Origin of the sequence: Mycobacterium sp. SMC-8, from assembly GCF_025263565.1 — a bacterium.
Lineage (GTDB): Bacteria > Actinomycetota > Actinomycetes > Mycobacteriales > Mycobacteriaceae > Mycobacterium.
The window spans coordinates 1,213,230-1,236,808 of the sequence record NZ_CP079865.1; the positions used below are offsets into that span (position 1 = coordinate 1,213,230).

The 23,579-nt window shown below is 68.9% G+C and carries 21 protein-coding genes and 1 pseudogene; 6 read left to right on the forward strand and 16 right to left on the reverse strand.

Annotated features, from left to right (window positions below):
- Positions 1 to 277: 277 nt before the first annotated feature.
- Complete coding sequence (locus KXD97_RS06010) at positions 278 to 1,744, reverse strand: glutamate synthase subunit beta (protein ID WP_260755860.1); 1,467 nt, start codon at positions 1,742 to 1,744, stop codon at positions 278 to 280.
- Positions 1,737 to 6,344, reverse strand: coding sequence for a glutamate synthase large subunit (gene gltB, locus KXD97_RS06015; protein ID WP_260755861.1), 4,608 nt, complete (start codon positions 6,342 to 6,344; stop codon positions 1,737 to 1,739). Before gltB ends, KXD97_RS06010 begins: the two co-directional genes overlap by 8 nt.
- A 630-nt stretch (positions 6,345 to 6,974) precedes the next feature.
- Between gltB and KXD97_RS06020 the strand changes: the two genes are divergently transcribed.
- A complete protein-coding gene (locus tag KXD97_RS06020) occupies positions 6,975 to 7,775 on the forward strand; it encodes a PaaI family thioesterase (RefSeq protein WP_260755862.1) in 801 nt (266 codons plus the stop codon).
- A 66-nt stretch (positions 7,776 to 7,841) separates the two neighbouring features.
- On the opposite strand, the gene KXD97_RS06025 is transcribed toward KXD97_RS06020, so the two are convergent.
- From KXD97_RS06025 to KXD97_RS06060, 8 genes and pseudogenes are all read right to left on the reverse strand, one after another.
- On the reverse strand, positions 7,842 to 8,390 hold the full coding sequence (locus KXD97_RS06025; protein WP_260755863.1) for a Dps family protein: 549 nt from the start codon (positions 8,388 to 8,390) through the stop codon (positions 7,842 to 7,844).
- Positions 8,391 to 8,468: 78 nt separating this feature from the next.
- The gene (locus KXD97_RS06030; RefSeq protein WP_260755864.1) at positions 8,469 to 9,380 is read right to left on the reverse strand and encodes a DNA-3-methyladenine glycosylase; all 912 of its coding nucleotides are present in this window, start codon (positions 9,378 to 9,380) and stop codon (positions 8,469 to 8,471) included.
- A 9-nt stretch (positions 9,381 to 9,389) separates the two neighbouring features.
- Complete coding sequence (locus tag KXD97_RS06035) at positions 9,390 to 9,764, reverse strand: DUF427 domain-containing protein (protein WP_260755865.1); 375 nt, start codon at positions 9,762 to 9,764, stop codon at positions 9,390 to 9,392.
- A gap of 15 nt (positions 9,765 to 9,779) precedes the next feature.
- A complete protein-coding gene (locus KXD97_RS06040; RefSeq protein ID WP_260755866.1) occupies positions 9,780 to 11,162 on the reverse strand; it encodes an FAD-binding oxidoreductase in 1,383 nt (460 codons plus the stop codon).
- A 31-nt stretch (positions 11,163 to 11,193) separates the two neighbouring features.
- Positions 11,194 to 11,965: pseudogene (locus KXD97_RS06045) on the reverse strand (class I SAM-dependent methyltransferase).
- Positions 11,966 to 12,006: 41 nt separating this feature from the next.
- A complete protein-coding gene (locus KXD97_RS06050) occupies positions 12,007 to 13,062 on the reverse strand; it encodes an NAD-dependent epimerase/dehydratase family protein (protein ID WP_260755867.1) in 1,056 nt (351 codons plus the stop codon).
- Positions 13,059 to 13,565, reverse strand: coding sequence for a nuclear transport factor 2 family protein (locus tag KXD97_RS06055; protein WP_260755868.1), 507 nt, complete (start codon positions 13,563 to 13,565; stop codon positions 13,059 to 13,061). Before KXD97_RS06055 ends, KXD97_RS06050 begins: the two co-directional genes overlap by 4 nt.
- A 67-nt stretch (positions 13,566 to 13,632) precedes the next feature.
- Positions 13,633 to 14,046: a hypothetical protein gene (locus tag KXD97_RS06060; RefSeq protein WP_260755869.1), complete on the reverse strand. Its 414-nt coding sequence runs from the start codon at positions 14,044 to 14,046 to the stop codon at positions 13,633 to 13,635.
- 110 nt (positions 14,047 to 14,156) lie between these two features.
- On the opposite strand from KXD97_RS06060, the gene msrA reads away from it, so the two are divergent.
- Positions 14,157 to 14,666 (forward strand): peptide-methionine (S)-S-oxide reductase MsrA, encoded by a 510-nt coding sequence (gene msrA / locus KXD97_RS06065; RefSeq protein ID WP_260755870.1) that lies wholly within the window; start codon positions 14,157 to 14,159, stop codon positions 14,664 to 14,666.
- A gap of 77 nt (positions 14,667 to 14,743) precedes the next feature.
- Here msrA and KXD97_RS06070 read toward each other — a convergent pair whose 3' ends face one another.
- Positions 14,744 to 16,099, reverse strand: coding sequence for a cytochrome P450 (locus KXD97_RS06070; RefSeq protein WP_260755871.1), 1,356 nt, complete (start codon positions 16,097 to 16,099; stop codon positions 14,744 to 14,746).
- A gap of 84 nt (positions 16,100 to 16,183) precedes the next feature.
- Here KXD97_RS06070 and KXD97_RS06075 point away from each other — a divergent pair, with 84 nt between their 5' ends.
- Complete coding sequence (locus KXD97_RS06075; RefSeq protein WP_260755873.1) at positions 16,184 to 16,789, forward strand: TetR/AcrR family transcriptional regulator; 606 nt, start codon at positions 16,184 to 16,186, stop codon at positions 16,787 to 16,789.
- Between the two features lie 3 nt (positions 16,790 to 16,792).
- Here the strand turns inward: KXD97_RS06075 and KXD97_RS06080 are convergent, their stop codons facing one another.
- Positions 16,793 to 17,362: a TetR/AcrR family transcriptional regulator gene (locus KXD97_RS06080; protein WP_260755874.1), complete on the reverse strand. Its 570-nt coding sequence runs from the start codon at positions 17,360 to 17,362 to the stop codon at positions 16,793 to 16,795.
- Between the two features lie 64 nt (positions 17,363 to 17,426).
- On the opposite strand from KXD97_RS06080, the gene KXD97_RS06085 reads away from it, so the two are divergent.
- Positions 17,427 to 18,128 carry a class I SAM-dependent methyltransferase gene (locus tag KXD97_RS06085; RefSeq protein ID WP_260755875.1) on the forward strand — a complete coding sequence of 234 codons (702 nt, stop codon included), beginning with the start codon at positions 17,427 to 17,429 and terminating at the stop codon, positions 18,126 to 18,128.
- On the opposite strand, the gene KXD97_RS06090 is transcribed toward KXD97_RS06085, so the two are convergent.
- The 4 genes from KXD97_RS06090 to KXD97_RS06105 all read right to left on the reverse strand — a co-directional run bounded on the left by KXD97_RS06090 (position 18,125) and on the right by KXD97_RS06105 (position 21,779).
- Entirely contained in the window at positions 18,125 to 19,189 is a 1,065-nt protein-coding gene (locus KXD97_RS06090; protein ID WP_260755876.1) for a prenyltransferase, read from the reverse strand. The genes KXD97_RS06085 and KXD97_RS06090 overlap by 4 nt on opposite strands.
- Entirely contained in the window at positions 19,182 to 19,907 is a 726-nt protein-coding gene (locus tag KXD97_RS06095) for a class I SAM-dependent methyltransferase (RefSeq protein ID WP_260755877.1), read from the reverse strand. Before KXD97_RS06095 ends, KXD97_RS06090 begins: the two co-directional genes overlap by 8 nt.
- Positions 19,901 to 21,136 (reverse strand): glycosyltransferase family 4 protein, encoded by a 1,236-nt coding sequence (locus KXD97_RS06100; protein ID WP_260755878.1) that lies wholly within the window; start codon positions 21,134 to 21,136, stop codon positions 19,901 to 19,903. Before KXD97_RS06100 ends, KXD97_RS06095 begins: the two co-directional genes overlap by 7 nt.
- Positions 21,137 to 21,323: 187 nt before the next feature.
- Positions 21,324 to 21,779, reverse strand: a complete 456-nt coding sequence (locus tag KXD97_RS06105) for a PPOX class F420-dependent oxidoreductase (protein ID WP_260755879.1) — start codon at positions 21,777 to 21,779, stop codon at positions 21,324 to 21,326.
- Between the two features lie 49 nt (positions 21,780 to 21,828).
- Between KXD97_RS06105 and KXD97_RS06110 the strand changes: the two genes are divergently transcribed.
- Both KXD97_RS06110 and KXD97_RS06115 read left to right on the forward strand, forming a co-directional pair.
- Positions 21,829 to 22,131: a DUF222 domain-containing protein gene (locus KXD97_RS06110; protein ID WP_260755880.1), complete on the forward strand. Its 303-nt coding sequence runs from the start codon at positions 21,829 to 21,831 to the stop codon at positions 22,129 to 22,131.
- A gap of 87 nt (positions 22,132 to 22,218) precedes the next feature.
- Positions 22,219 to 23,556 (forward strand): MFS transporter, encoded by a 1,338-nt coding sequence (locus KXD97_RS06115; protein WP_260755881.1) that lies wholly within the window; start codon positions 22,219 to 22,221, stop codon positions 23,554 to 23,556.
- The last annotated feature ends 23 nt before the right edge of the window (positions 23,557 to 23,579 follow it).

Genomic DNA, 23,579 nt, shown 5'->3' on the forward strand with positions numbered 1-23,579 from the left:
ATCGGGTTGAGATACATGGCGATTACTCCTGCGGTGTGCAATAGCTGAACCGGGGAGCCACGTTACTCCAGCCCCCTCGTCAAGTCATTAGATACCTGCCCGTTGGCAAACTGACGCAGGCACGCCGAACGAAAGGTCAGATGTTTCTGCTGTGACTACTGTGACTAGAGAGGTGAGCTGACACCATTTCGTGACAGCTCACCTCTTGCCACCGTCGCAAAATCCGCCCCAGGGGCCGTCATAGGCACCGCAAGATGTTACGAAATTGCGATCTCGCCTACCGCTGCGGAGCAGCCGTCGGCTTGATCGGCGCCGGCAGCGCGGAGTTGCCCATGAGGTAGCGGTCCACCGCGGCGGCCGCCGCGCGGCCCTCGGCGATGGCCCACACGATCAGCGACTGACCGCGGCCCATGTCACCGGCGACGTACACGCCGGGCACCGACGTCGCGAACGCGTCGTTACGGGTGACGTTGCCGCGCTCGTTGATCTCCACCCCGAGGTCGGTCAGCAGGCCTTCGCGCTCCGGGCCGGTGAAGCCCATCGCCAGCAACACCAGATCGGCGTCCATCCGGAAGTCCGTGCCGTCGACCTTCTCGAACTTCCCGGCGTTCATCACGACCTCGTGGCCGCGCAGGCCGGTCACCCGGCCGTCCTCGCCGACGAACTCCTCGGTGTTGACCGAATAGACGCGCTCGCCGCCCTCTTCGTGCGCCGAGGTCACTCGGTACATGAGCGGGTAGGTGGGCCACGGCGTGGAGTCGGCACGGGTCTCCGGCGGCCTGGGCATGATCTCGAACTGGTGCACGCTCACCGCACCCTGCCGGTGCGACGTGCCGAGGCAGTCGGCACCGGTGTCACCACCACCGATGATGATCACCTTCTTGCCCTTCGCGGTGATCGGAGGCTGACCGTCGGCATCGACCACCGGGTCGCCGAGCTGCACCCGGTTGGCCCACGGCAGGTACTCCATCGCCTGGTGGATGCCGTCGAGTTCCCGCCCCGGGATCGGCAGATCGCGGCGCGCGGTCGCGCCACCGGCGAGCACCACCGCGTCGAACTCCGAACGCAGTTGCGCCGCGGTGATATCCACCCCGACGTTGACGCCGGTGCGGAACTCGGTGCCCTCGGCGCGCATTTGGTCGAGGCGCCGGTCGATGTGGCGTTTCTCCATCTTGAACTCGGGGATGCCGTAGCGCAGCAGGCCGCCGATGCGGTCGTCGCGCTCGAACACCGTCACCTGGTGGCCGGCCCGGGTCAACTGCTGCGCGGCGGCCAGTCCCGCAGGACCGGACCCGATCACGGCGACCGTCTTGCCGGTCAGCTTGGTGGGCGGCAATGGGACCACCCAGCCCTCGCCGAAGGCGTTGTCGATGATCTCGACTTCGACCTGCTTGATGGTGACGGGGTCCTGGTTGATGCCCAGGACGCACGAGCCCTCGCACGGGGCCGGGCACAGCCTTCCGGTGAACTCCGGGAAATTGTTGGTGGCGTGCAGCCGCTCGATCGCGTCGCGCCAGCGGCCGGTGCGCACCAGGTCGTTCCACTCCGGGATGAGGTTACCCAGTGGACATCCGTTGTGACAGAACGGAATACCGCAGTCCATACAGCGGCCGGCCTGCGCCTTGAGCGTGTCGTGGGAGAAGTCCTCGTAGACCTCTTTCCAGTCCTTCAGACGCAGGTCCACCGGACGCCGCTTCGGCGTCTCGCGCTCGGTGATCTTCAGAAAGCCGCGGGGGTCAGCCATTTGCGGCCGCCATGATCGCCTCGGCGACACCGTTCTCGTCAGCGCCCTGCGCTTCGGCGTCGGCGATCGCCTGCAGCACACGCTTGTAGTCGCGCGGCATGACCTTCTTGAAGTTGCGCACTTCTGATTCCGATCCGTTCCATCCCGCCAGGATCCGTTGCCCCACCGTGGAATCGGTGGCGTCGACGTGTGCCTGGATCATGTCTCGGACGAAGACGGCGTCTTCGGAATCGACACCGCCCATGTCCTCGAGTTCCACCATCTCGGCGTTGAGATTCTCGGCCAGCGTGTCGTCGGGGTCGTACACGTAGGCGATACCGCCCGACATGCCCGCCGCGAAGTTGCGACCCGTGGGGCCGAGGATGACCACGCGGCCACCGGTCATGTACTCGCAGCCGTGGTCGCCGACTCCCTCGACCACCGCGTGGGCGCCCGAGTTGCGGACCGCGAAGCGCTCGCCGACCTGGCCGCGCAGGAACATCTGCCCGCTGGTGGCACCGAACAACAGCACGTTGCCGGCGATGATGTTGTCTTCTGCCGCATAGTCGCCCGGCGCGTTGTCGGACGGCCGCACCACCACCCGGCCGCCGGACAGGCCCTTGCCCACATAGTCGTTGGCATCACCGTAGACGCGCAGAGTGATTCCTCTGGGCAGGAACGCGCCGAAGCTGTTGCCCGCCGACCCCTCGAAGGTGATGTCGATGGTGCCGTCCGGAAGCCCTTGCCCGCCATAGGCCTTGGTGACCTCGTGGCCGAGCATGGTGCCGACGGTGCGGTTGACGTTGGCGATCGTAGTAGAAAAGCGAACAGGGGAACCGGCATCCAGAGCCTCGCGGCACTGCACGATCAACTGCTGATCGAGCGCCTTGTCCAGACCATGGTCCTGGCGCGAGCTGCAGTACAGGTCCTGGTTCATGAACGCCGACTCCGGCTCGTGCAGCACCGGCGACAGGTCCAGCTTGTGGGCCTTCCAGTGCTCGGCGGCCTGCGTGGTGTCCAGCGCCCCGACCTGACCGACCATTTCGTTGACGGTGCGGAAACCCAACTGCGCCATAAGTTCCCGCACCTCTTCGGCGATGAAGAGGAAGAAGTTCTCGACGAACTCCGGCTTGCCGTTGAACCGCTGGCGCAGCAGCGGGTTCTGCGTGGCCACCCCCACCGGGCAGGTGTCGAGGTGGCAGACGCGCATCATGATGCATCCGGCCACCACCAGCGGCGCTGTCGCGAAACCGAACTCCTCGGCACCCAGCAGCGCGGCGATGACCACGTCACGGCCGGTCTTGAGCTGACCGTCTACCTGCACGACGATGCGGTCGCGAAGACCATTGAGCAGCAACGTCTGTTGCGTTTCGGCCAGACCGAGCTCCCAGGGTGCACCGGCGTGCTTCATCGACGTCAGCGGGGTCGCGCCGGTGCCGCCGTCGTGTCCGGAGATCAACACCACGTCGGCGTGCGCCTTGGAGACGCCGGCGGCGACGGTGCCGACCCCGTTCTCCGACACCAGCTTCACGTGCACCCGGGCCTGCGGGTTGGCGTTCTTCAGATCGTGGATCAGCTGTGCGAGATCCTCGATGGAATAGATGTCGTGATGCGGCGGCGGCGAGATCAGGCCGACACCCGGCGTGGAGTGCCGCACCTCGGCCACCCACGGGTACACCTTGTGTCCGGGCAACTGCCCGCCCTCACCGGGCTTGGCGCCCTGGGCCATCTTGATCTGGATGTCGGTGCAGTTGGTCAGGTAGTGACTCGTCACGCCGAACCGGCCCGACGCCACCTGCTTGATCGCACTGCGGCGCCAGTCACCGTTCTCGTCGCGGTCGAACCGTGCCACGGACTCGCCGCCCTCACCCGAGTTCGACCGCCCGCCGAGCCGGTTCATCGCGATCGCGAGGGTTTCGTGGGCTTCCGCCGAGATCGAGCCGTAGCTCATCGCGCCGGTCGAGAAGCGCTTGACGATCTCGGTGGCCGGCTCGACCTCCTCCAGCGGCACCGGCGGCCGCTGGCCGTCGCGGAACTTCAGCAGGCCGCGCAGCGAGGCCATCCGCTCGCTCTGGTCGTCGACGAGCTCGGTGTACTCCTTGAAGATCGAGTACTGCCCCGTGCGGGTGGAGTGCTGCAGCTTGAACACGGTGTCCGGGTTGAAGAGGTGGTACTCGCCCTCGCGGCGCCACTGGTATTCGCCGCCGACCTCGAGTTCGCGGTGCGCCCGCGCGTCGGGGCGGTCCAGGTAGGCGATCGCGTGCCGGGCAGCGACGTCGTCGGCGATGTCGTCGAGATCGATGCCGCCGACCGGGCAGGTCAGGCCGGTGAAGTACTCGTCGAGCACCTTCTGGCTGATTCCGATGGCCTGGAACAGCTGGGCACCGGTGTACGACGCGAGCGTGGAGATGCCCATCTTGGACATCACCTTCAGCACACCCTTGCCTGCGGCTTTGACGTAGTTGGCCTTGGCCTCGTCGCTGCTGATATCCGAGATCACGCCGCGGTCGACCATGTCCTCGATGGACTCGAAGGCCATGTAGGGGTTGATGGCCGCGGCGCCGAAGCCGACCAGGCAGGCCATGTGGTGCACCTCGCGCGCGTCGCCGGCCTCGACGACGAGACCGACCTGGGTGCGGGTGCGCTCACGCACCAGGTGGTGGTGCACCGCGGACACGCTGAGCAGCGACGGGATCGGCGCCAACTGTTCGTTGGACTCGCGGTCGGACAGCACGATGATGCGGGCGCCCTCGCGGATCGCGGCCGAGACCTTGGCCCGCACGTTGTCGAGGGCCTCCTTGAGGCCCTGACCGCCCCGGTTCACCGGGTACAGACAGCGGATGACGGCCGCGCGCATCCCGTGCTTGTGGCCGCGGACCTCGTGGTCGGGGTCGACGCAGATGAGCTTCGACAGCTCGGCGTTACGCAGGATCGGCTGCTGCAGCACGATCTGGCGGCACGATTCCGGACCGGGGTTGAGCAGGTCGCCCTCCGGACCCACCGCACCTTGCAGGCTGGTGACGACCTCCTCGCGGATGGCGTCCAGAGGGGGGTTGGTGACCTGGGCGAACAACTGCTGGAAGTAGTCGTAGAGCATCCGCGGGCGCGCCGACAGCACCGCGATGGGGGTGTCGGTGCCCATCGAGCCCAGTGCCTCGGCGCCGGAACGCGCCATCGGGGCGATGAGCAGGTTCAGTTCCTCGTAGGTGTAACCGAACGCCTGCTGGCGCAGCACCACGCGATGGTGCGGCATCCGGACGTAGTCGCCCGGCGGCAGTTCGTCGAGCTTGAACAGCCCGGCGTCGAGCCACTCCTGGTACGGGTGCTCGGCGGCCAGCTGGGCCTTGATCTCCTCGTCGGAGACGATCCGGCCCTGCGCGGTGTCGACGAGGAACATCCGGCCGGGCTGCAGACGCATCTTCTTGACCACGGTGCTGGGGTCGATGTCGAGCACGCCGGCCTCCGAGGCCATCACGACCAGGCCGTCGGCCGTGACCCAGATCCGCGACGGGCGCAGACCGTTGCGGTCCAGCACCGCGCCGATCACGGTGCCGTCGGTGAAGCACACCGAGGCGGGGCCGTCCCACGGCTCCATCAGCGAGTCGTGGAACTCGTAAAACGCCCGGCGGGCCGGGTCCATGCTCTCGTGCCGTTCCCAGGCCTCCGGGATCATCATCAGCATCGCGTGCGGCAGGCTGCGGCCGCCGAGGTGCAACAGTTCGAGCACCTCGTCGAAACGTGCGGTGTCCGACGCCCCGGGAGTGCAGATCGGGGTGACCTTCTCCAGGTCGTGGCCCCCGAAGATGTCGGTCTTGATCAACGCCTCGCGGGCCCGCATCCAGTTCTCGTTGCCGGTGACGGTGTTGATCTCGCCGTTGTGCGCCACCCGGCGGAAGGGGTGGGCCAGCGGCCACGACGGGAAGGTGTTGGTGGAGAACCGCGAGTGCACGATGCCCAGCGCACTGGTGAGCCGCTCATCCTGCAGGTCCAGGTAGAACGCCTTGAGCTGCGGCGTGGTGAGCATGCCCTTGTAGACGAACGTCTGACCGGACAGGCTTGGGAAGTAGACCGTTTCCCGGCCGGGTCCGTCCTGACCGGGGCCCTTGGTGCCGAGCTCGTGCTCGGCCCGCTTGCGTACCACATACGCCCGGCGCTCCAGGTCCATTCCGGTCGCGCCGCCGAGGAACAATTGCCGGAACGTCGGCATCGCGTCGCGGGCCAACGCCCCGAGCGACGAATCGTCGGTGGGCACGTCGCGCCAGCCGAGCACAGCCAGCCCCTCGGCCTCGGCGATCTTCTCGACCGCGGCGCAGGCGGTGGCGGCGTCCTTGGACGACTGCGGCAGGAATGCGATGCCGGTCGCGTAGCTGCCCGGCTCGGGCAGGTCGAAGTCGCAGACCGCTCGGAAGAACTCGTCGGGGACCTGCAGCAGGATGCCGGCGCCGTCGCCGGTGTTGGGTTCGGCGCCCTGCGCACCACGGTGTTCGAGGTTCAGCAGCGCCGTAATCGCCTTCTCCACGATGTCGCGGCTGCGGCGGCCGTGCATATCGGCCACCATCGCCACGCCGCAGGCGTCGTGCTCGAATGCCGGGTCGTAAAGCCCTTGACGACTGGGAGCCATTCCCACCTACCTCTATATGCACGCGTCTCGGCGGAGAGTTACGGACGGCAACCGTGGACGAGAGCGTTAGCCGGTTCTGCGATGGGGGCGCCTTCGTGCAGCACTGAACGACGGCCCTTTTTCCCATGCGCCACAAGTGCTCAAAACGATATGACAAAGGGCCCCTGACATGCCAACTTAGCCCTACCTAACAACGTTCGCCGGGTGCTCCCCGGTCACGGACAGCGAATTCTCAGGTCACAACTGAATAACGTTGCTGCGCCGCTATTTTCGGCTGCAATCACCGCGGGGGCGGCCAGTGCGAACTGGATCACATCTGGGGCGCCACTGCGATGTAACTTTGCTGAGCTACCCAGCAAGGTGCCTCTGCGCTGCATCGATGAGTGTAGATATCTTTGCGCAAAGCCTTTCCGGATTCTTAGGAAACTCGATCCGCCGGCCGGACGGCCCTGTCCGCCGCCGGCAAACTCACCCGCCGGCGGGCCACATCTGCACGCCGACCCCCTCGGCACTGAAAGGCCCTGGGCGCCAACATCTTCGGCAATCCCAGAATGGACGTCAGTTCCGGGCCGACGTTCTCATATACCCCGCAGGGGTATGAGTGCGCGCCCCGGCGGTCAAGCTGCAAGTGTGCCGTATCCGCTGAACACGCCACTGGGTCGCTTCGGGATCGAGACGGCCGAGGAGCACAGCGACCGCTGCGTCGCGTCCATCCCGGCCGCCGGTCTGGTCAACCCGCTGACCGGTGCCGCCACCACCGCTCCGGTGGCGATGCTGGTCGACCACGCCGGCGGGCTGATCAACCACGCGCGCCGCAGTCCCCGGGAGTGGACGGTGTCCAGCGAACTGTCCCTCGAACTGGTGCCCGAGGCCGCCGACATCATCGCGGCGGCGCCCGGGCGCGACGTGGTCGCGGTGGCCACGCCGCTGGGCCGCAAGGGGCTGGTCGCGCTGAGCGTGTGCGAACTGAGCGTGGGCGCCGAGGTGATCGCCACCGCGACGGTCCGGTCGTTCTACATCACCGTGCCGGACACCTTGGCCCCGTGGCCGGACGGGCCGGGCGGAACGCTGCCGGGTCCCCGCCTGGATCAGCTGATGGCGGTCAGTGTCGGCGAATCCGGTGGCACGACAGCGGTTTTGGTCCAGGGTGATGACCCGGTGCTGAACAACAGTGTCGGAGCGGTGCACGGCGGTGTGGCGTCGATGGGACTGGAGTTGGTCGGCAACGCCGCGGTGAACCATGGCACGCTGCACGAGTACCGCACCGCGTCACTGCGGGTGAACTTCCTGCGGCCCTTCCACGGCGGCGAACAGTCGCACTACCGGGCCGAGGCCAGCCACACCGGGCGCAGCAGCGCCGTGGCCGACGCCCGTGCGGTGGGGCGCGACGGCCGGACCGCCATCGCGGCCCGCCTGACCGCCTACCGGTGAGCGCCGCCGGGGAACCCGTCGCCCACCCGGTGCGAGGCGACGTGCTCCCCGGCGGCAGTCGCGGCGTTACGAGTTCTTCTTGGCCTTCGACGCCGCGGACTTCTCCGTCTCGGCGCCTTCGTTGACCAACTGCCCCCCGGAGTTCTCCAGGTGCGCCCGGACGAACCACTGGAACTTCTCCAGCTCGGCGGCATGGCCGATCAGCATGTCCTCGGACACCGGGTCGAGTTCCCCGAGTCGCTCGATGCTCTTGCGGGTGTCCTCGATGACGCCCACGTAGACCAGATCGAGTGCGGCTAGGTGCGCCTGCACGGTGTCGCGGTTGACCGAGTAGTCATCCCAGGTGCGGTCGTTGATGATCGCGCCGGGGGTACCCAGCGGCGACTGCCCCAGCGCGGCGATACGCTCGGCAGCCTCGTCGGCGTAGCCGCGCACCAGCTCGACCTGCGGGTCGATCATCTCGTGGACGCCGATGAAGTTGGGCCCCACCACATTCCAGTGGACGTGTTTGAGGGTCAGGTGAAGGTCGTTGTACCTGCTGAGCGCTTTCTGCAGCAGCTCGGCGACTTCGGCCCCCTGCTTGTCGGTCAGGCCGGGAACGGTGAACGCAGTCATTACTTGCTCCTTCGCACGATCGACTGTCCCGCCCCGTGTACCCGGTGTGTGGGTAGGTAACCACAAGTGACGCGAAGGTCACAGATCGGCCAGGCGCGGAATCGACAGGCGCGGGCCGAAGCGCGGTTTGAACGCCAGACCGCTGACTTCGAGCAGCCGCACGGCGCGGTGCCGGTGCGGTCGCATGGGTTCGAGCAGGTCGATCATCTGCGGGTCGTCGATCGGGCGGCCCAGCAGAGTCCAGCCGACCACCTTGGCCAGGTGGTAGTCGCCGACGGAGAGCGCGTCGGCGTCTCCGAATGCCCGTTGAGCGGTCTCGGCGGCGGTCCAGATGCCGACCCCGGGCAGCGACATCATCGCGGTGCGGGCCGCCTCGGCGGGCCGGCCGACCAGCCGCTCCAGGGCGTCGGCGCGTTGCGCACAGCCGACGACGGTGCGCGCCCGGCCGGGGTCGACGTTGGCGAGGTGGAATTCCCACGACGGGACGCGCCGCCAGACGTCCGCGGACGGCGGCACCCGCATGTGTTCGGGCGCGGGGCCGGGGGCGGGCGAGCCGTAGCGGGTCACCAACCGGCGCCACGACCCGAATGCGTCCTTGCCGACGACCCGCTGTTCCAGGACGGCCGGGATGAGCGCCTCCAGCACCCGGCCGGTGCGGCCCAGCCGCAGGTGCGGCGCCTTGCGCAGGGCGGCGGCGACCGTGGGTTCCTGCGGATCGAATCCCGAGGTGTCGTCGTCGGCGCCCAGCAGGGCGGACAGCGTGTCGGCGAACTCCGCACCGCCGGGACCCCACGCTTCGCAGTCGACGACGCCGGGCGCGCCGCGACTGAGCCGCGCGGTGACCGCGCCGCTGCGCATCAGGCTGGTCCGCCAGATCGCTCCGTCGGGCGCGTCGTGGTAGCACGGGTCGCCCCGGCCGCGGCGCAGCGGAGACAGTGTCCAGCCGAGATTGACGGGGCCGGCGAACGCGACGCTGGCCGAAATCCGCATCACGTCAGCCTAGGGGTCGACGGTGACATCGGCCTTGTCCGCGTAGAAGGCGACGTGACCGGCGATCTGCGCGACGGCGGGGTACGGCTCGCGGTAGGTCCACACCGCGTCCGGCACGGTCTGGCCGCCGGCGACGATGTCGTAGTAGCCGGCGTCGCCCTTGTACGGACAGTAGGTCGCGGTGCCGCTGGGACGCAGCCGGTCGGCCGCCACATCGGCCAACGGTATGTACTGCACCGCAGGGTAGGACGCCTCCTGCAACGTGAAGGCGGCATCGGTTTCGGCGATGACCTCACCGTTGACCCGGACCACGACGTGGCGGCCGGTAGGTACGACGGTGATGGGATGGGCCGGCGAGGGTTCGCGGACGGGTCGGTCGGTCATGTCACCATTGAACGCTCAGTGCGGGCGGCCGGCGATCCTGTCCGCCACCACCGCGATGGGCGAGGTGCGCCTGGTGCCGCGAGCCTCGTGCCAGTCGGCGGCCCGGTAGGTCAGGTACATGCCGCGCACGCCCAGCCAGCGCAGCGGCTCCGGTTCCCAGTTCTTCGCGCGGTGACCGACCCAGGGCAGCGCGGTCAGTTCCGACTCGCGGCCGCACACCAGGTCGGTCAGCGTGCGCGCGGCGAGGTTGGTCGCGGTGACGCCGTGCCCGACGTAGCCGCCGGCCCAGCCCAGCCCGGTCGAGCTGTCGAAGTCGACGGCCGCCTCCCAGTCGCGGGGGACGGCCAGCACACCGCACCAGCCGTGCGCGATCGGCACGTGGGACACCTGTGGCAGCACGGCCCTCAGGGTCGCGGCGAGGCGCGCGATGGTGCGTTCGGGCACCCGCCCGTCCCGGTCGGTGCGGGATCCGAACCGGTAGGGCACGCTGCGCCCGCCGATCGCGATGCGGTCGTCGACGGTGCGCTGGGCGTAGAAGAACCCGTGCGCGAGGTCGCCGAGGGTCTCCCGGCCGTGCCACCCGATGGTGTCCCAGAGCTCTGCGGGAATCGGGTCCGTCGCGATCATCGAACTGTTCATGGGCAGCCACCGCCGCTTCAGACCCGGCAAGCCGGCGGTGAAGCCCTCGGTGGCCCGCAGCACCACCCCGGCGTTCACCGCGCCCCACGGCGTGGCGGCGCGGCCCGGTCGGATCTCGGTGACCGGGGACCGCTCGTGGATGACCACGCCGAGCCGTTCGGCGGCGTCGGCCAGGCCGCGCACCAGGTGCGCCGGCTGGATCCGGGCGCAGTGCGGGTTGTGGTAGGCGGCGACCACGCCGTCGAGCCGGATCCGTCGGGCTGCTTCGGGTGCGGTCAGCGCTTCGACACCGTCGACCTGCCAGCGACGTTCGGCGTCCAGCGCCGCGGCCAGTCGGGTGGCCTGCGCGGCGTTGCGGGCCACCTCCAAGGTGCCGCCCTTGACGATGCCGGCGTCGATGCCTTCCCGGTCGGCGACGCCGATCACCTCGTCGACGGCGTCGTTGAGCGCGCGCTGCCACGCGATCACCCCGTCGCGGCCATACCGGTGCGCCATGCGCTCACGGTCGCCGGGAACCAGACCCGACAGCCATCCGCCGTTGCGCCCTGACGCCCCGTACCCGGCGAAGCGCGCCTCCAGCACGACCACGCGCAGCGACGGGTCCGCGCGCTTGAGGTAGTACGCGGTCCACAGGCCGGTGTAGCCGGCGCCGACGATGCAGACATCGGCGTCCCGGGTCCCCGGCAGCGGCGCGCGGCTGATCGGCAGTCCGTCGAACCAGTGGGACACGTGGCCGTTCACCGGCAAGCGAGTGAGCACCGACAGATTGTCGCAGCAGTGCGCTGCGCGCTCAGAACGCGTAGCGGTGAAACTGCGCCATCGTCCGCACGCCGGGAATCCGGTTCATCGCCGCGCCCAGCACCCGGTAGAAGGCCGGGACACGTGCGAACGCGTCCGATTCGAACACCGGAACCCATTGCAACAGACGCGTCCCGGTACGGACTCGAGGATGTCGGCCGGCCCGTTGATCGCCCAGTACAGCGTGGAGCCGGAGCGGCGGACCACCGCATTGGACCACTGGAGCTTGATCCCCAGCCAGTTGAACGCGTCGAATTGCAGTTCGCCGGACGGGAACCGGTCGACCACCCGCCTCAGCAACGCGATGCCGTCGGTGTCGCGAAGGTACATGGTCAGCCCCTCGCCGAGCACCAGCGTCGGCCTGTCATCGGCGATGCCGGCAAGCCACGCCGGGTCGGTGACCGACGCTGCCACGACGTGGTACCGGGAGGTGGTCGGGTAGAAGCGCTTCCGCGGCGCCGCCACCTGCGGGTAGTCGATGTCGTACCAATCGACGCCGTCGCCCGGCGCGATACGAAAGTAGCGGCTGTCCAGACCGCACCCGAGGTGAAGCACCACCGCGTCAGGGCGCTCGGAGAGGAATTGCCTTGCCCAACAGTCGAAGTGCGCCGAACGCAGGGTGACCGACGGGGCGTTGCGGGTGGTGATCGTCGTCGTCTTCCAGTCGTAGTCGATCTGGCCGACGATGCTGCGGCCCAGGTGTCGTTGAGCACCGAGCCGGGACTGTCAGCATCGAGCGCCTTGGCGTACAGCGTCGCCAGCATCGTCTGGGGCGCACCGCGCAGGTCGACGCGCAGCTTGTCGGTCACCCGGTGACTCGGGCCTGCTTGGCTCGCCGCAGGCCGACCCAGAACTTCGCCGCCTCCCGGATCGACTCTTCGACCGGTCCGGGCCGCCAACCGAGTTCGTCTCGCGCCTTGCTGCAGTCGACCGGCGCCTCGGCGCGCATCAGGCGCAGCGAGCCCAGCGAGAGCCGTTCGTCGGTGCCCTGCAGCCGGGCCTTCACGCTGCCCAGCGCCGCCATCGCGTACGACAGCGGCAGCGGAATCGACCTCGTCGGCGCCGGCACCCCGGCCGCCTCGGCGGCGATCCGCACCACCTCGGCGTTGGAGATCATCTTCTCCGAGATCAGGTAGCGCTCCCCGACACGGCCCTTCTCGGCGGCCAGCACCAGCGCTGCGGCCGCGTCGTCGACGCCCACGGCTTCCAGCTCGATGCCACTCATCACGAAGGGCAGCTTCCCGTAGGCCGCACCGGCGATGATCGCCCCGTGCGGGGTGCGGCCCCAGTCGCCGGCGCCGTAGGTGGTGGATACGCACATCGCCACCGCCGGCAGTCCCTGTTCCCGCGCGTACGCCATGACCAGGTTCTCGGCCTGCACCCGCGAGCGGACGTACGGGGTCAGGCGGGTGAGTTCACGGTCGCCGAGCACGTCGGCCTCGGTGGCCACCGTCCCGCGGCGGCGCCCGACGGTCACGTAGCTGCTGGTGAACACGAACTTCTTCAGCCCCGCCGCGACGGCCGGTTCGACGGCGATGTCGAGCACGTTGCGGGTGCCGTCGACGTTGGTGCGGAACAACGGCGCCGGGTCCCGCAGCCAGCCGCGGGTGTCCACGACGCAGTAGTACACCACCTCACACCCGGTCATCGCGCTGCGCACCACCTCGTCGTCCCAGATGTCCCCGACGAAGCGGGTCACGTCCAGATCGTCGATGCCGACGGTGTTGGCGCCGTCGCGCACCATCACCCGCACCCGGTGACCGTCGGCGACGAGCCGGCGGGTGACGTGGCTGCCGAGGTAGCCGTTGGCGCCGATGACGAGCACCGGGGCCGGCGGTGCGACAGCAGACGGTCCGGTCATCGGGCGCCGCCGTACTTGGCCATCCACTCCGCCGCGACGTCGGGCAACGTGCCGAGTTCCTCTGCCTTCCGGCACCATTTCACCGTCGCCGCCACGAACCGCAGCGGGTTGTACACGTCTTCCTGCCGTTGCCACCTGCCGTCGCCGGCGTAGGTCAGGATCGAGATGTTGGTGGCGCTGATGACGGTGCCGTCACCGGGATCGCGCATCGGGTTGTCGAGCTCGCAGATGATCCTGCCCGTGCCTTCGTCGATGACGCTCCACCGCGACGGGAACGACGTCATGTAGCTGCCGGGAAACGACTCCATGGTGCGCCATATCCACGGCCGCACCTCCTCGCGGCCGCGCATCGTCCCGGCCGCGTGCTCGATGTAGAGGACGTCGTCGGTGTACTGGTCAACCCACGGATCCCAGTCCCTGGTCCGCGCCGCCCGGTCGACCGTCTTCTCGAATTCGGTGAACGCCGCGACGAGTTCGTCCCGGGTGAAAGTGTTGGCCGCCACACCCCGAAATAGAACACGTTCTAGCGGCCGTTGTCGAGGGCCTGTCGAGGGCTTGTCCAGGGCCGCGTCAGGTCACGCTGAGCACGCGCCGCGCGCCGAGCGGTTGCTCCAGGGGCACGTCGAGCGCGCCGAACAGCGCGATCGCGATGCAGGCCCGGTCGACGGCCTGAGGCAGGGTGCCGGTGCGCAGGTCGACGAGCACCTCGTCGGTGTTCTCCTGCACCGTCGCGGTGACGCCGTAGCACTGCGGGGTGCCGCTGGTGAAGTGCAGCCGCACCGCCCGTTCGTCGGGGAGCCGGCTCCAGGACTGCGGCCGCGTGGGGTAGGCGTGCACGATCGCCGGGTCGTCGGCGAACATCGCCGCAGGGGTGCCGGGCGGTGTCTCGGGGACCGCGACCGGCGCAGCCGGCTCAGCGGAGGCCGGCCCGGCAAGCGTCAGCAGAATCGCCCACAGGACCGTCACCGCCGCGAGGACACGCATCCTGCAGAGGATAGCCACCGGCGGCTGCGGCCGGACTAAACGCGGTGCGCGCCCCGTTTTACCCGCGCGCAGTACCGTGGATTATCCGAAGCGACCGAAGAGGAGCAGGCGTGAGCGACTACAAGCGAGCCGTACTGGCGGGCGGGTGCTTCTGGGGCATGCAGGACCTGATCCGCAAGCAGCCCGGCGTCGTGTCCACGAGAGTGGGCTACACGGGCGGGCAGAACGACCATCCGACCTACCGCAATCATCCCGGGCACGCCGAGGCGATCGAGATCGTCTACGACCCCACCCAGACCGACTACCGCGCGCTGCTGGAGTTCTTCTTCCAGATCCACGACCCGACCACGAAGAACCGGCAGGGCAACGACGTCGGCACGAGCTACCGGTCGGAGATCTTCTACGTCGACGAGGAGCAGCGCCAGATCGCGCTGGACACCATCGCCGACGTCGACGCGTCAGGTCTGTGGCCCGGCAAGGTCGTCACCGAAGTCAGTCCGGCGCCGGACTTCTGGGAGGCCGAGCCCGAGCACCAGGACTATCTGGAGCGCTACCCGAACGGCTACACCTGCCACTTCCCGCGGCCCGGCTGGAAGCTGCCCCGGCGCGCTCAGGTTTAATTCACGGCACGCCGTGGCGGTTTAATTCACGGCACGCCGTGGCGGTTTAATTCACGGCACGCCGTGGCGGTCTGATTTCACGCCGGGCCCGTCCGACGGCGGCGCATGACCACTCGCCCGCCGTCGGCGGGCGTGTACGCCACTCCCCGCGAGTGCATCTTCTCCCCCGGCGCGGCGGTCGTCTCGATCTCGAAGTGCTGCAACACCGTTCGCAGCACCACATCCATCTCGACGTTGGCGAACACCGCCCCCACGCAGCGCCGGGTGCCGCCGCCGAAGGGCAGGTGCGCGAAAGTGGGAGGGCGCTGGCCCAGGAACCGCCGCGGGTCGAAGCGCTCGGGATCCGGGAAGTCGTCCGAGCGGTGATGTACCTGACCGATGGCGACGACGATCGAATAGCCGCGCGGGATCACCCACTCGCCGAGCTCGAAGGTCGGCGAGTAGACGTGGCGGCCGGCGAAGTCGATCACGGTGCGCGCACGCTGGATCTCCAGAATGGTCGCCTGCCGGTACTCGTTGCCGCCGCTGTCCACCTCGGCCATGAGTTCGGCCAGCACCTCGGGGTGACGGCTGATGCGCTCGAACGCCCAGCCCAGGGTCGCCGCGGTGGTCTCGTGCCCGGCGGCCAGCAGGGTCAGCAGCTCGTCACCGATGTCCTGCCGCGACATCGTCGAGCCGTCCTCGTAGGTGCTGCGCAGCAACAGCGCCAGGATGTCATCGCGGGTGCCGAAATTCGGGTCGGCCTGCACGGCGTCGATCAGCCGGCCGATGACCTCGTCGTAGCGGCGCCGGTAGGCGGCCAGCCGGCCCCACGGGCTGAAACGTCCGTACGTGCGTTGCGGGGTCGGCAGGACCGCCAGGCGCGAACCGAGCGTGACCCATGGCGGGATGATCCGGCGCAACTCGTCGAGGTGCGCGCCGTCGGCGCCGAACACCGCCCGCAGGATCGCGTTCAGGGTGATCCGCATCATCGGCTCGAGCGTCTCGAACGGTTGGCCCTCCGGCCAGTCGGCGGCCTCCCGCAGCGTCTCCTCTTCGAAGATCCGCTCGTAGTTCTTGATGCTCTTGCCGTGGAACGGCGGGGTGAGCAACTTGCGCCGCCTGCGGTGGTCGGCGCCGTCGAGGGCGAACACCGAACCCGAACCCAGCACGCGGGACAGATTGGGTTGGATGTTGCCGACGTCGTCGGTGTTGGCCATGAACAGCTGCTTGGCCAACGCCGGATCGGTCACCATCACCGTCCGGCCGAACACCGGCAAGGTCATGGTGAATACGTCACCGTAGCGGCGCACGATCTGCGCCACCGTCCACTGCCGGGACAGCGAAAATCCAACCGCCTGAAGAACTTTCGGTATCCGCGGGGTGGGTGGCAGCCGCACCGGCCGGCCGGCCGCCGCGGTCGAGTGGTCTGCGGTGATGGTCGCTTCGCTCATCGGACTCCCCGGTGACGGCGCTGGTACTTCTGTGTACCACGGTGTAATACGGTACGGTACCGGTTGGTACCACAGGCTGCAAGGGTGAAGACGAAAGTGACGATTCCGGTTCCGGTCAGCCGCGACGCGTCGGTGACCGACCGACTGCTCGATGGATTGACGTCGTCCATCGTCGAACGCGGATACCGCGACAGCACGGTCGCCGATGTCGTGCGGCATGCCCGCACCTCCAAGCGCACGTTCTACGAACAGTTCGCGAGCAAGGAAGAGTGCCTCATCGAGTTGTTGCGCCGCAACAACGCCGACCTGATCGCCCACATCCGGGCGACCGTCCAACCGGATGTGGACTGGCAGCAGCAGATTCGGCAAGCCGTGGACGCCTACGTCGAACACATCAGTGCGCGCCCGGCGATCACACTGTGCTGGATCCGGGAAGCCCCCGCGCTCGGCGCGGCCGCGCGTCCCCTGCATCGTCAGGTGATGCGTGACCTGACCGGGCTGCTGGTGTCGCTGACGAGCAACCCTGGGTTCCAGCGGGCCGGGATCGTGCCGATCGCCTCGCCGATGGCGGTCCTGCTGCTCGGCGGACTGCGGGAGCTCACCGCCCTTTTCGTCGAGGACGGACGCGACGTGCACGGCATCGCCGACACCGCGGTCGCCGCGGCCACCGCACTGGTCGGCACGCGCTGACTGTCAGGCCAGCATCAATCGCGCCGACTTCTCCAGCTTCGCCACGATCTCGGAGTACGACGCGTACCCCATGCCGGCGCGCACCAGTGCGCCCGAATAGAGCATCTCCAGCGCATCGATGACGTCGGGATCGGTGCCGGCTCCCAGCGCCGCCGACAAGCGGTCCCGGATGTCGCGGCCGATGCGCAACCGCAGCACCTCGACGTCCGGATCCTTGCCGAGCAGCGCGGTGGTCACCGCCCCGGCGAAGTCCGGGTCGTCGGCGACGAGCGACGAGATGTGCCCGAGTACCGCGGTAACCCGGGCGGCGGGGTCATCCGACCCGTGCTCGACCTCTGGCGAAGCGGCCAGCCGGCGCCAGAACACCTCGGCGACAAGATGTTCCTTGGACGAGAAGTAGGTGTAGGCCGTGGCGGACCCGACACCGGCCTCGGCGGCCACCCGGCGCACGGTCAGGGCCGCATATCCGTGCCGTGTGAGCAGTTCGACCGCGGCACGCCCCAAGCGGTCCACCGTGTCGGCCTGCCGGGCCGTCAGGCGACGCCGAGTCGACTCCAGAGCCGGATCGGACACATGTCCGGACGCTACTACAACCAGGGGTCAACCACTAGGGGCCGGTGGCGGTAAGTTGGGCACGATGAGTGACACGACGGCGAGCCGTCCAGCCGGCACCGACTCCGCGCTTCCGCCTGCCGCGGCAGCCCTTTTCGAGCTCGCGGAACAGGTCACCGGGTTCATGCCCGCCGACGAGGGGCGCGCCCTCTATGACACCGCCCTGCAGTACCTCGCCGACAGCGTCGGGGTCGAAATCGGCACGTACTGCGGCAAGTCCACGGTCATGCTGGGCGCCGCGGCACAGCAGACCGGAGGCCTGATCTACACCGTCGACCACCATCACGGATCCGAGGAACATCAGGCCGGGTGGGAGTACCACGACGCGACCCTGGTCGATCCGGTCACCGGACTGTTCGACACGCTGCCGACACTGCGCCACACGCTCGACGCCGCGGGGCTCGACGAGCACGTCGTGGCCGTCGTCGGACGCTCCCCGGTGGTGGCCCGCGGCTGGGGAACACCGCTGCGGTTGCTGTTCATCGACGGTGGGCACACCGAGGAGGCCGCCAACCGCGACTTCGACGGGTGGGCCCGCTGGGTGGCCGTGGGCGGCGCACTGGTCATCCATGACGTGTTTCCCGATCCGGCCGACGGCGGTCAGGCCCCGTTCCTCATCTACCGGCGCGCCCTCGACAGCGGCGACTTCCGGGAGGTTCGGGCCACCGGGTCGATGCGGGTACTCGAGCGGATCTGCGGGCAACCCGGAACCCTGGGCGCCGACTAGCGTCCGCTGGTCGCGCACGCACAATCGTATTGACCCTCAAGACCTTTCGGCAGATCGGCGCCTCGGAAGATGCCGGCGGCCGGCGTGGTGGACGACAACGCGTCGGCGGCCAGGATCACCGCCGCCCCCGTCCAGGTGGTGCGCTCGACCGGCCAGCGCTTGCCGTCCTCGTACACCAGACCGGTCCAGTAGGACCCGTCCTCCTCGCGCAGATGATGCATCGCGGCGAACTGCTCGTAGGCGCGCGCCCTGTCCCCCATCGCCTCCAAAGCCAGGACCAACTCACAGGTTTCGGCGCCGGTCACCCATGGCCGGTCGTCGACGCAACGAATGCCCAGACCGGGCACCACGAAGTCGTCCCACCGCCCGTTGATGCGCGCGTGCGCCCTCGGGCCGCGCAGTGCGCCGCCGAGCACCGGGTAGTACCACTCCATCGACCAGCGGTCCTTGGTGACGAACCGGTCCGGGTGCTCGGCGATCGCATGACCGAGACGGCCGACCGCGACCTCCCACTCGGGCTGCGAGTCGTCGACGTAGTCGGCAAGGGCCAACGCGCAGCGGATGCTGTGGTAGATGCTCGCGCACCCGGTCAGCAGCGCCTCGTCAGCGTCACCGGAAGGTCCTCGCGCCCAAGCGATCTCACCGGTGCCGAACTGCAATTCGAGGACGAAGTCGATGGCCCTGGCCACCACCGGCCACATGGTCTCGGCGAACGCGCGGTCGCCGGTGACCAGCACGTGGTGCCACACGCCGGTGGCGATGTACGCGCAGAAGTTGCTGTCGCTGTTGGCGTCCTCGACCACCCCGTTGCGGAGCTGGATCGGCCAGCTGCCATCCGGACGCTGGGCGGTGCGGGACCATTCGAACGCCGCGCGGGCGGGTTCCAGCAGGCCCGCCACGGTGAGCGCCATGGCGTTCTCGATGTGGTCCCACGGATCGGTGTGCCCGCCGACCGACCACGGGATCGCACCACTGGACTCCTGCGTCGCAGCGATCGACTCAGCGGTCTGCCGACATTGGGCCGGCGTGAAGACGCCCGGCACACCGGGGACGTCATGCATCGGCAGCAGGGGGCTTTCTGAAGTAGAGAGCGACACTCTTGCCGATCAGCGGGTTGAGCGCCGCCTCGGCCGCCCGGGTGAGCCACGGCCGGCCCATCATATCCCACACCAGCAGCTTGTGATACGCGGTCACCGCCGGGTGATCGTTCTTCTCGGTTCCCACAGCGCATTTGAGCCACCAGTACGGCGAATGCAGCGCATGGGCGTGATGGGTGAAAGTGAGCTCCAGGCCGTGAGCGAGCACCTTGTCGCGGAGCTCGTCGGCCCGGTAGATGCGGATGTGGCCGCCCTCGTTGGCGTGATACTCGTCCGACAACGCCCAGCAGATCCGCTCGGGCAGCCAACGCGGCACGGTGATCGCCAGTGCGCCTCCCGGTTTGAGCACACGCACCAGCTCGGCGATGGCACGGTCATCCTCGGGGACGTGCTCGAGGATCTCCGAGGCGATGACGCAGTCGAATGTGCCGTCCGGGTAGGGCAGGTCGAGGGCGTCGCCCTTGACGGCCTCCCCCCTGGCGGTGGCCGGCGCCTCGCCCTCGTCCTTCATCGCCTGCAGGATCTGGTCGACGTCGTTGAGGTCCGAGGCGTTCTGGTCGAACCCGATCACGTCGGCTCCGCGCCGGAACGCCTCGAACGTGTGGCGGCCGGCGCCGCAGCCGACGTCGATCACCTTGGTTCCGGCGCCGACGCCGAGCCGGTCGAAGTCCACGGTCAGCATGTCGTGACCCTCTCACAGGCTCGGTCGTACACCGCGACAGTCTGTGCGGCAACGGATTCCCAGCTGAACACCTCGAGCGCACGCCGGCGGCCGTTGTCGCCGAGGCGCCGGAGTTCCAGAGGCGAGTCGAGCAGGTCGCCGAGCACGGAGGTGAGTTCGTCGACGTCGGCGGGTGTCACCAGCCGCGCGCACTCCCCATCGGTGCCCACCACCTCGGGCAGGGCCCCGGCGCGGCTGGCCACGATCGGGGTGCCACTGGCCATCGCCTCCACCGCCGGCAACGAGAACCCTTCGTACAGCGAAGGGATGCAGGCGACTTCGGCGGAGGCCAGCAGACCGGCCAGTTCGGAGTCGCTCAGCCCGCTGGAGATGTGCACGATGTCGGAGATGCCGAGCTCGGCGATCAGCTTCTCGGTGGGGCCGTTGGGCTCGAGCTTGGCGACCAGCTGCAGCTCCAGATCGCGCTCGATGCGCAGTTTGGCCACCGCGTGCAGCAGGTGGCTGACGCCCTTGAGCGGCACGTCGGCACTGGCGATCGCGATCACCCGGTTGCGAACCCGCTGCCGGCCGGGCTGGAACAACTGGGTGTCCACGCCGAGCGGGACCACATGCAGCTGATCCGGATCGACAGCGAAGTCCTCGGCGATGTCGGCGGCCGAGGTCGACGACACGGTCAACAGTTCCGGGATCCGGCGCGCGACCTGCTTCTGCATCTCCGCGAAGCCGTACCAACGGCGCACCAGCGGCTTGCGCCACCACGCGGCCGCCGCGACGTCGACCACCTTGTCGCGGGTGATCGGGTGGTGCACGGTGGCCACCACGGGCAGGCCGGAGGCCGCGATGTCGAGCAGACCGGTGCCCAGACACTGGTTGTCGTGCACAACGTCGAAGTCGTCGCGGCGCTCGGCCAGCAGGCGCGCGACGCGCATGCTGAACGTCTTGGGCTCCGGGAAGCCGGCAGTCCAGGTCGTCAGCAGCTCCTGCAGATCGATGCTGGTCTTGATCTCACTGGGCCGCGGGATGCGGAACGGGTCCGGTTCGCGGTAGAGGTCGAGGCTTGGCACCTTCGTCAGCCGGACGCGCGGGTCCAGCCCCTCGGGGTAGGGCTGACCGGAGAACACCTCGACGTCGTGGCCGAGTTCGACGAGACCGCGGCTCAGATGGCGGACATAGACACCCTGGCCGCCACAGTGGGTCTTGCTCCGATACGACAGCAGTGCGATACGCATGGTCAGCTCACAGATCCCGGAGAGCGGCCCCGACGTGGGCGAATCGTCTGGCGCAAGAAACCCGAACCCTCCTGGACATGTGTCCAGACTATAGTTTGACGTGCTAGCTGACGCAATCCGTCCGCTAGCTCTGACTACCACAGTCACGCTCGGCCGTCCTGTCCGGCCTCCCCGTGGCCCGGCCCTGTCAACGAGGCGGGAATCCCCCGGTCGCCACCGGGCCCCAGCGCTCGGGCGTGACCCGGATGAGGCACTTGCGCTGGTCGAGCATCGCCTGGCGGTACTCGTCCCAGTCCGGATGCTCTCCGGCGATGGCGCGGAAGTACTCGACCAACGGCTCCAGCGCCTCGGGCAGGTCGACGACCTCGGCGGGCCCGTCCACCTGCACATAGGGGCCGTTGAACTCGTCGGAGGGCACCACCACGCTCGCGTGCGCACGCCTTGTGATGTTGGCCGCCTTGGCGCGCTGCGGGTAGCTCGCGATCACGATCCGCCCCTCGGAGTCCACCCCGCCCGAGACCGGAGAGCTCTGCAGGGAGCCGTCGGCGCGGAAGGTGGTCAGGATCATCCGGTGCCGGGGTCCGATGAAATCGAGCAACTCGGGCAACGTGACCACATCGGCGGTGGCGAGCTTTCTCGTCATCTCCCCAGCGTATCGGCGCGTGTCGGACCCCGGATCTAGGCTGTCGAACATGAGTTCGAAGAAGGAATGGATCGCGGCGCTGGACGCCGTCGATCGCGCGCACCGGGCGGTCTCCGCCCTACCGTTCACCGCGTTACGGCCGGTCGATCAGCGGGCCCTGCTGGTCAGGCTGGACGCGCTGGAGAAGACGCTGGCCGTCAAACAGCGGCAACTGCTCGCGCAGATGGTCTCCGGGCCCCCGCCGGTCGAGTTCGCCGGAGCGCCGTGGGCCGAGGTGCTGGCCCGCCGGCTGCGCATCTCGGTCGGCGACGCGCAGCGTCGCATCGCCGAGGCGGGTCCGATCCCGACGTAAGCCGGCAACCGCACCAGCCGTCGCCCTAGAATCCTGAGCACTCGCACAGCGCACAACACGGCAGCGCGTGACTGACAAGGGGCCGGCATGGCTGAGACGGAGCGCCGGGCGCTCACCGAGTGGCGCCGTTACGGCCCGCTGCCGGTGGCGGCCGGCCTGGGCTACTCGATCGGCGTCATCCATGTCTATTCGCTCGGTGCGTTCATGCAGCCGCTGCAGGAGACGTTCGGGTGGAGCCGGGCCGAGGCCTCGGCGGGTCTGACGATCGTGGGGATGGCAGCCGCGGTCGCCGCCATGCCCATCGGTCTGGCCGTCGACCGTCTCGGTCCGCGCCGGGTCGGCCTGGTTGGCGTCGCGCTGATGGGCGGCGCGTTCGCACTGCTGGGCACCGCCACCGGGTCGATGACGAACTGGCTGCTGTTGTGGGCGCTGCTGGCGTTCGCCGCGTTCTGGGTCCAGACCACGGTGTGGACCTCGGCGGTCGCCAGCCGCTTCGAGGCCTCCCGCGGTCTGGCCTTCGCGGTCACGCTGTCCGGCGGATCGCTGGCCGCGGCGGTCTTCCCTCCGCTGGCGACCACCTTCATCGACGAATGGGGCTGGCGCGGAGCGTTTTTCGGCCTCGGTGCGGTGTGGGGCGGTCTCGTGCTGGTCGTCGTCTGGCTTTTCTTCCGTGGCGTGCAGGATGCCAAGGTGGCGCGGGGCGGCGGCGCGCGGGACGACAACCCCGCGCGGGTCCGGACCGCGGTACCCCCTGCCGCCGCGCCCTGCGGCCCGGCCGACCTGCCGGGCCTCACGCTGCGGGAGGGGCTGCGTTCTGCCACCTTCTACAAACTTCTGCTCGCCGCGGGGCTGTTCGCGTTCACCACGCTGGGCATCGTGGTCCACCTCGTTCCGATCCTGCGCGACGCCGGTGCCGAACCGCTTGCTGCAGCGGGCACGGCGGCGCTGGTCGGGGTGTTCTCGATCGCCGGGCGCCTGGGGGTCGGCGTGCTGCTGGACCGCTTCCCCGGACGCGTGGTCGGGGCCTGCGCCTACTTGGTGCCGATCCTGGGTTGCGCGGCGCTGCTGATCGACGGCAGCAGCCCGGTCAGCCAGACGGTGGCCGCGGCGCTGTTCGGCCTGACGCTCGGTGCCGAGGTCGACGTCATCGCCTATCTCGCGTCGCGCTACTTCGGGCTGAAGAACTTCGGCGGGCTGTTCGGCGGGCTGGTGGCCGGGCTGTCGCTGGGCACCGCGTTCGGGCCGTTGGCCGCGGGAGCCACATCGGATCATTTCGGCGGCTACACCAATTTCCTGCTCCTGACCATCGTGTTGATGGCAATCAGCAGCCTGGCGCTGGCCAGTCTGAAGTCCCCACCGTGCTGGCCGGTGCCCGAATCGCTTGGAGTTGCCGACGACGCGTCCATGCGGGAGAGCCCGGACTAGCCGGCAGCACGAACGTCGGATTC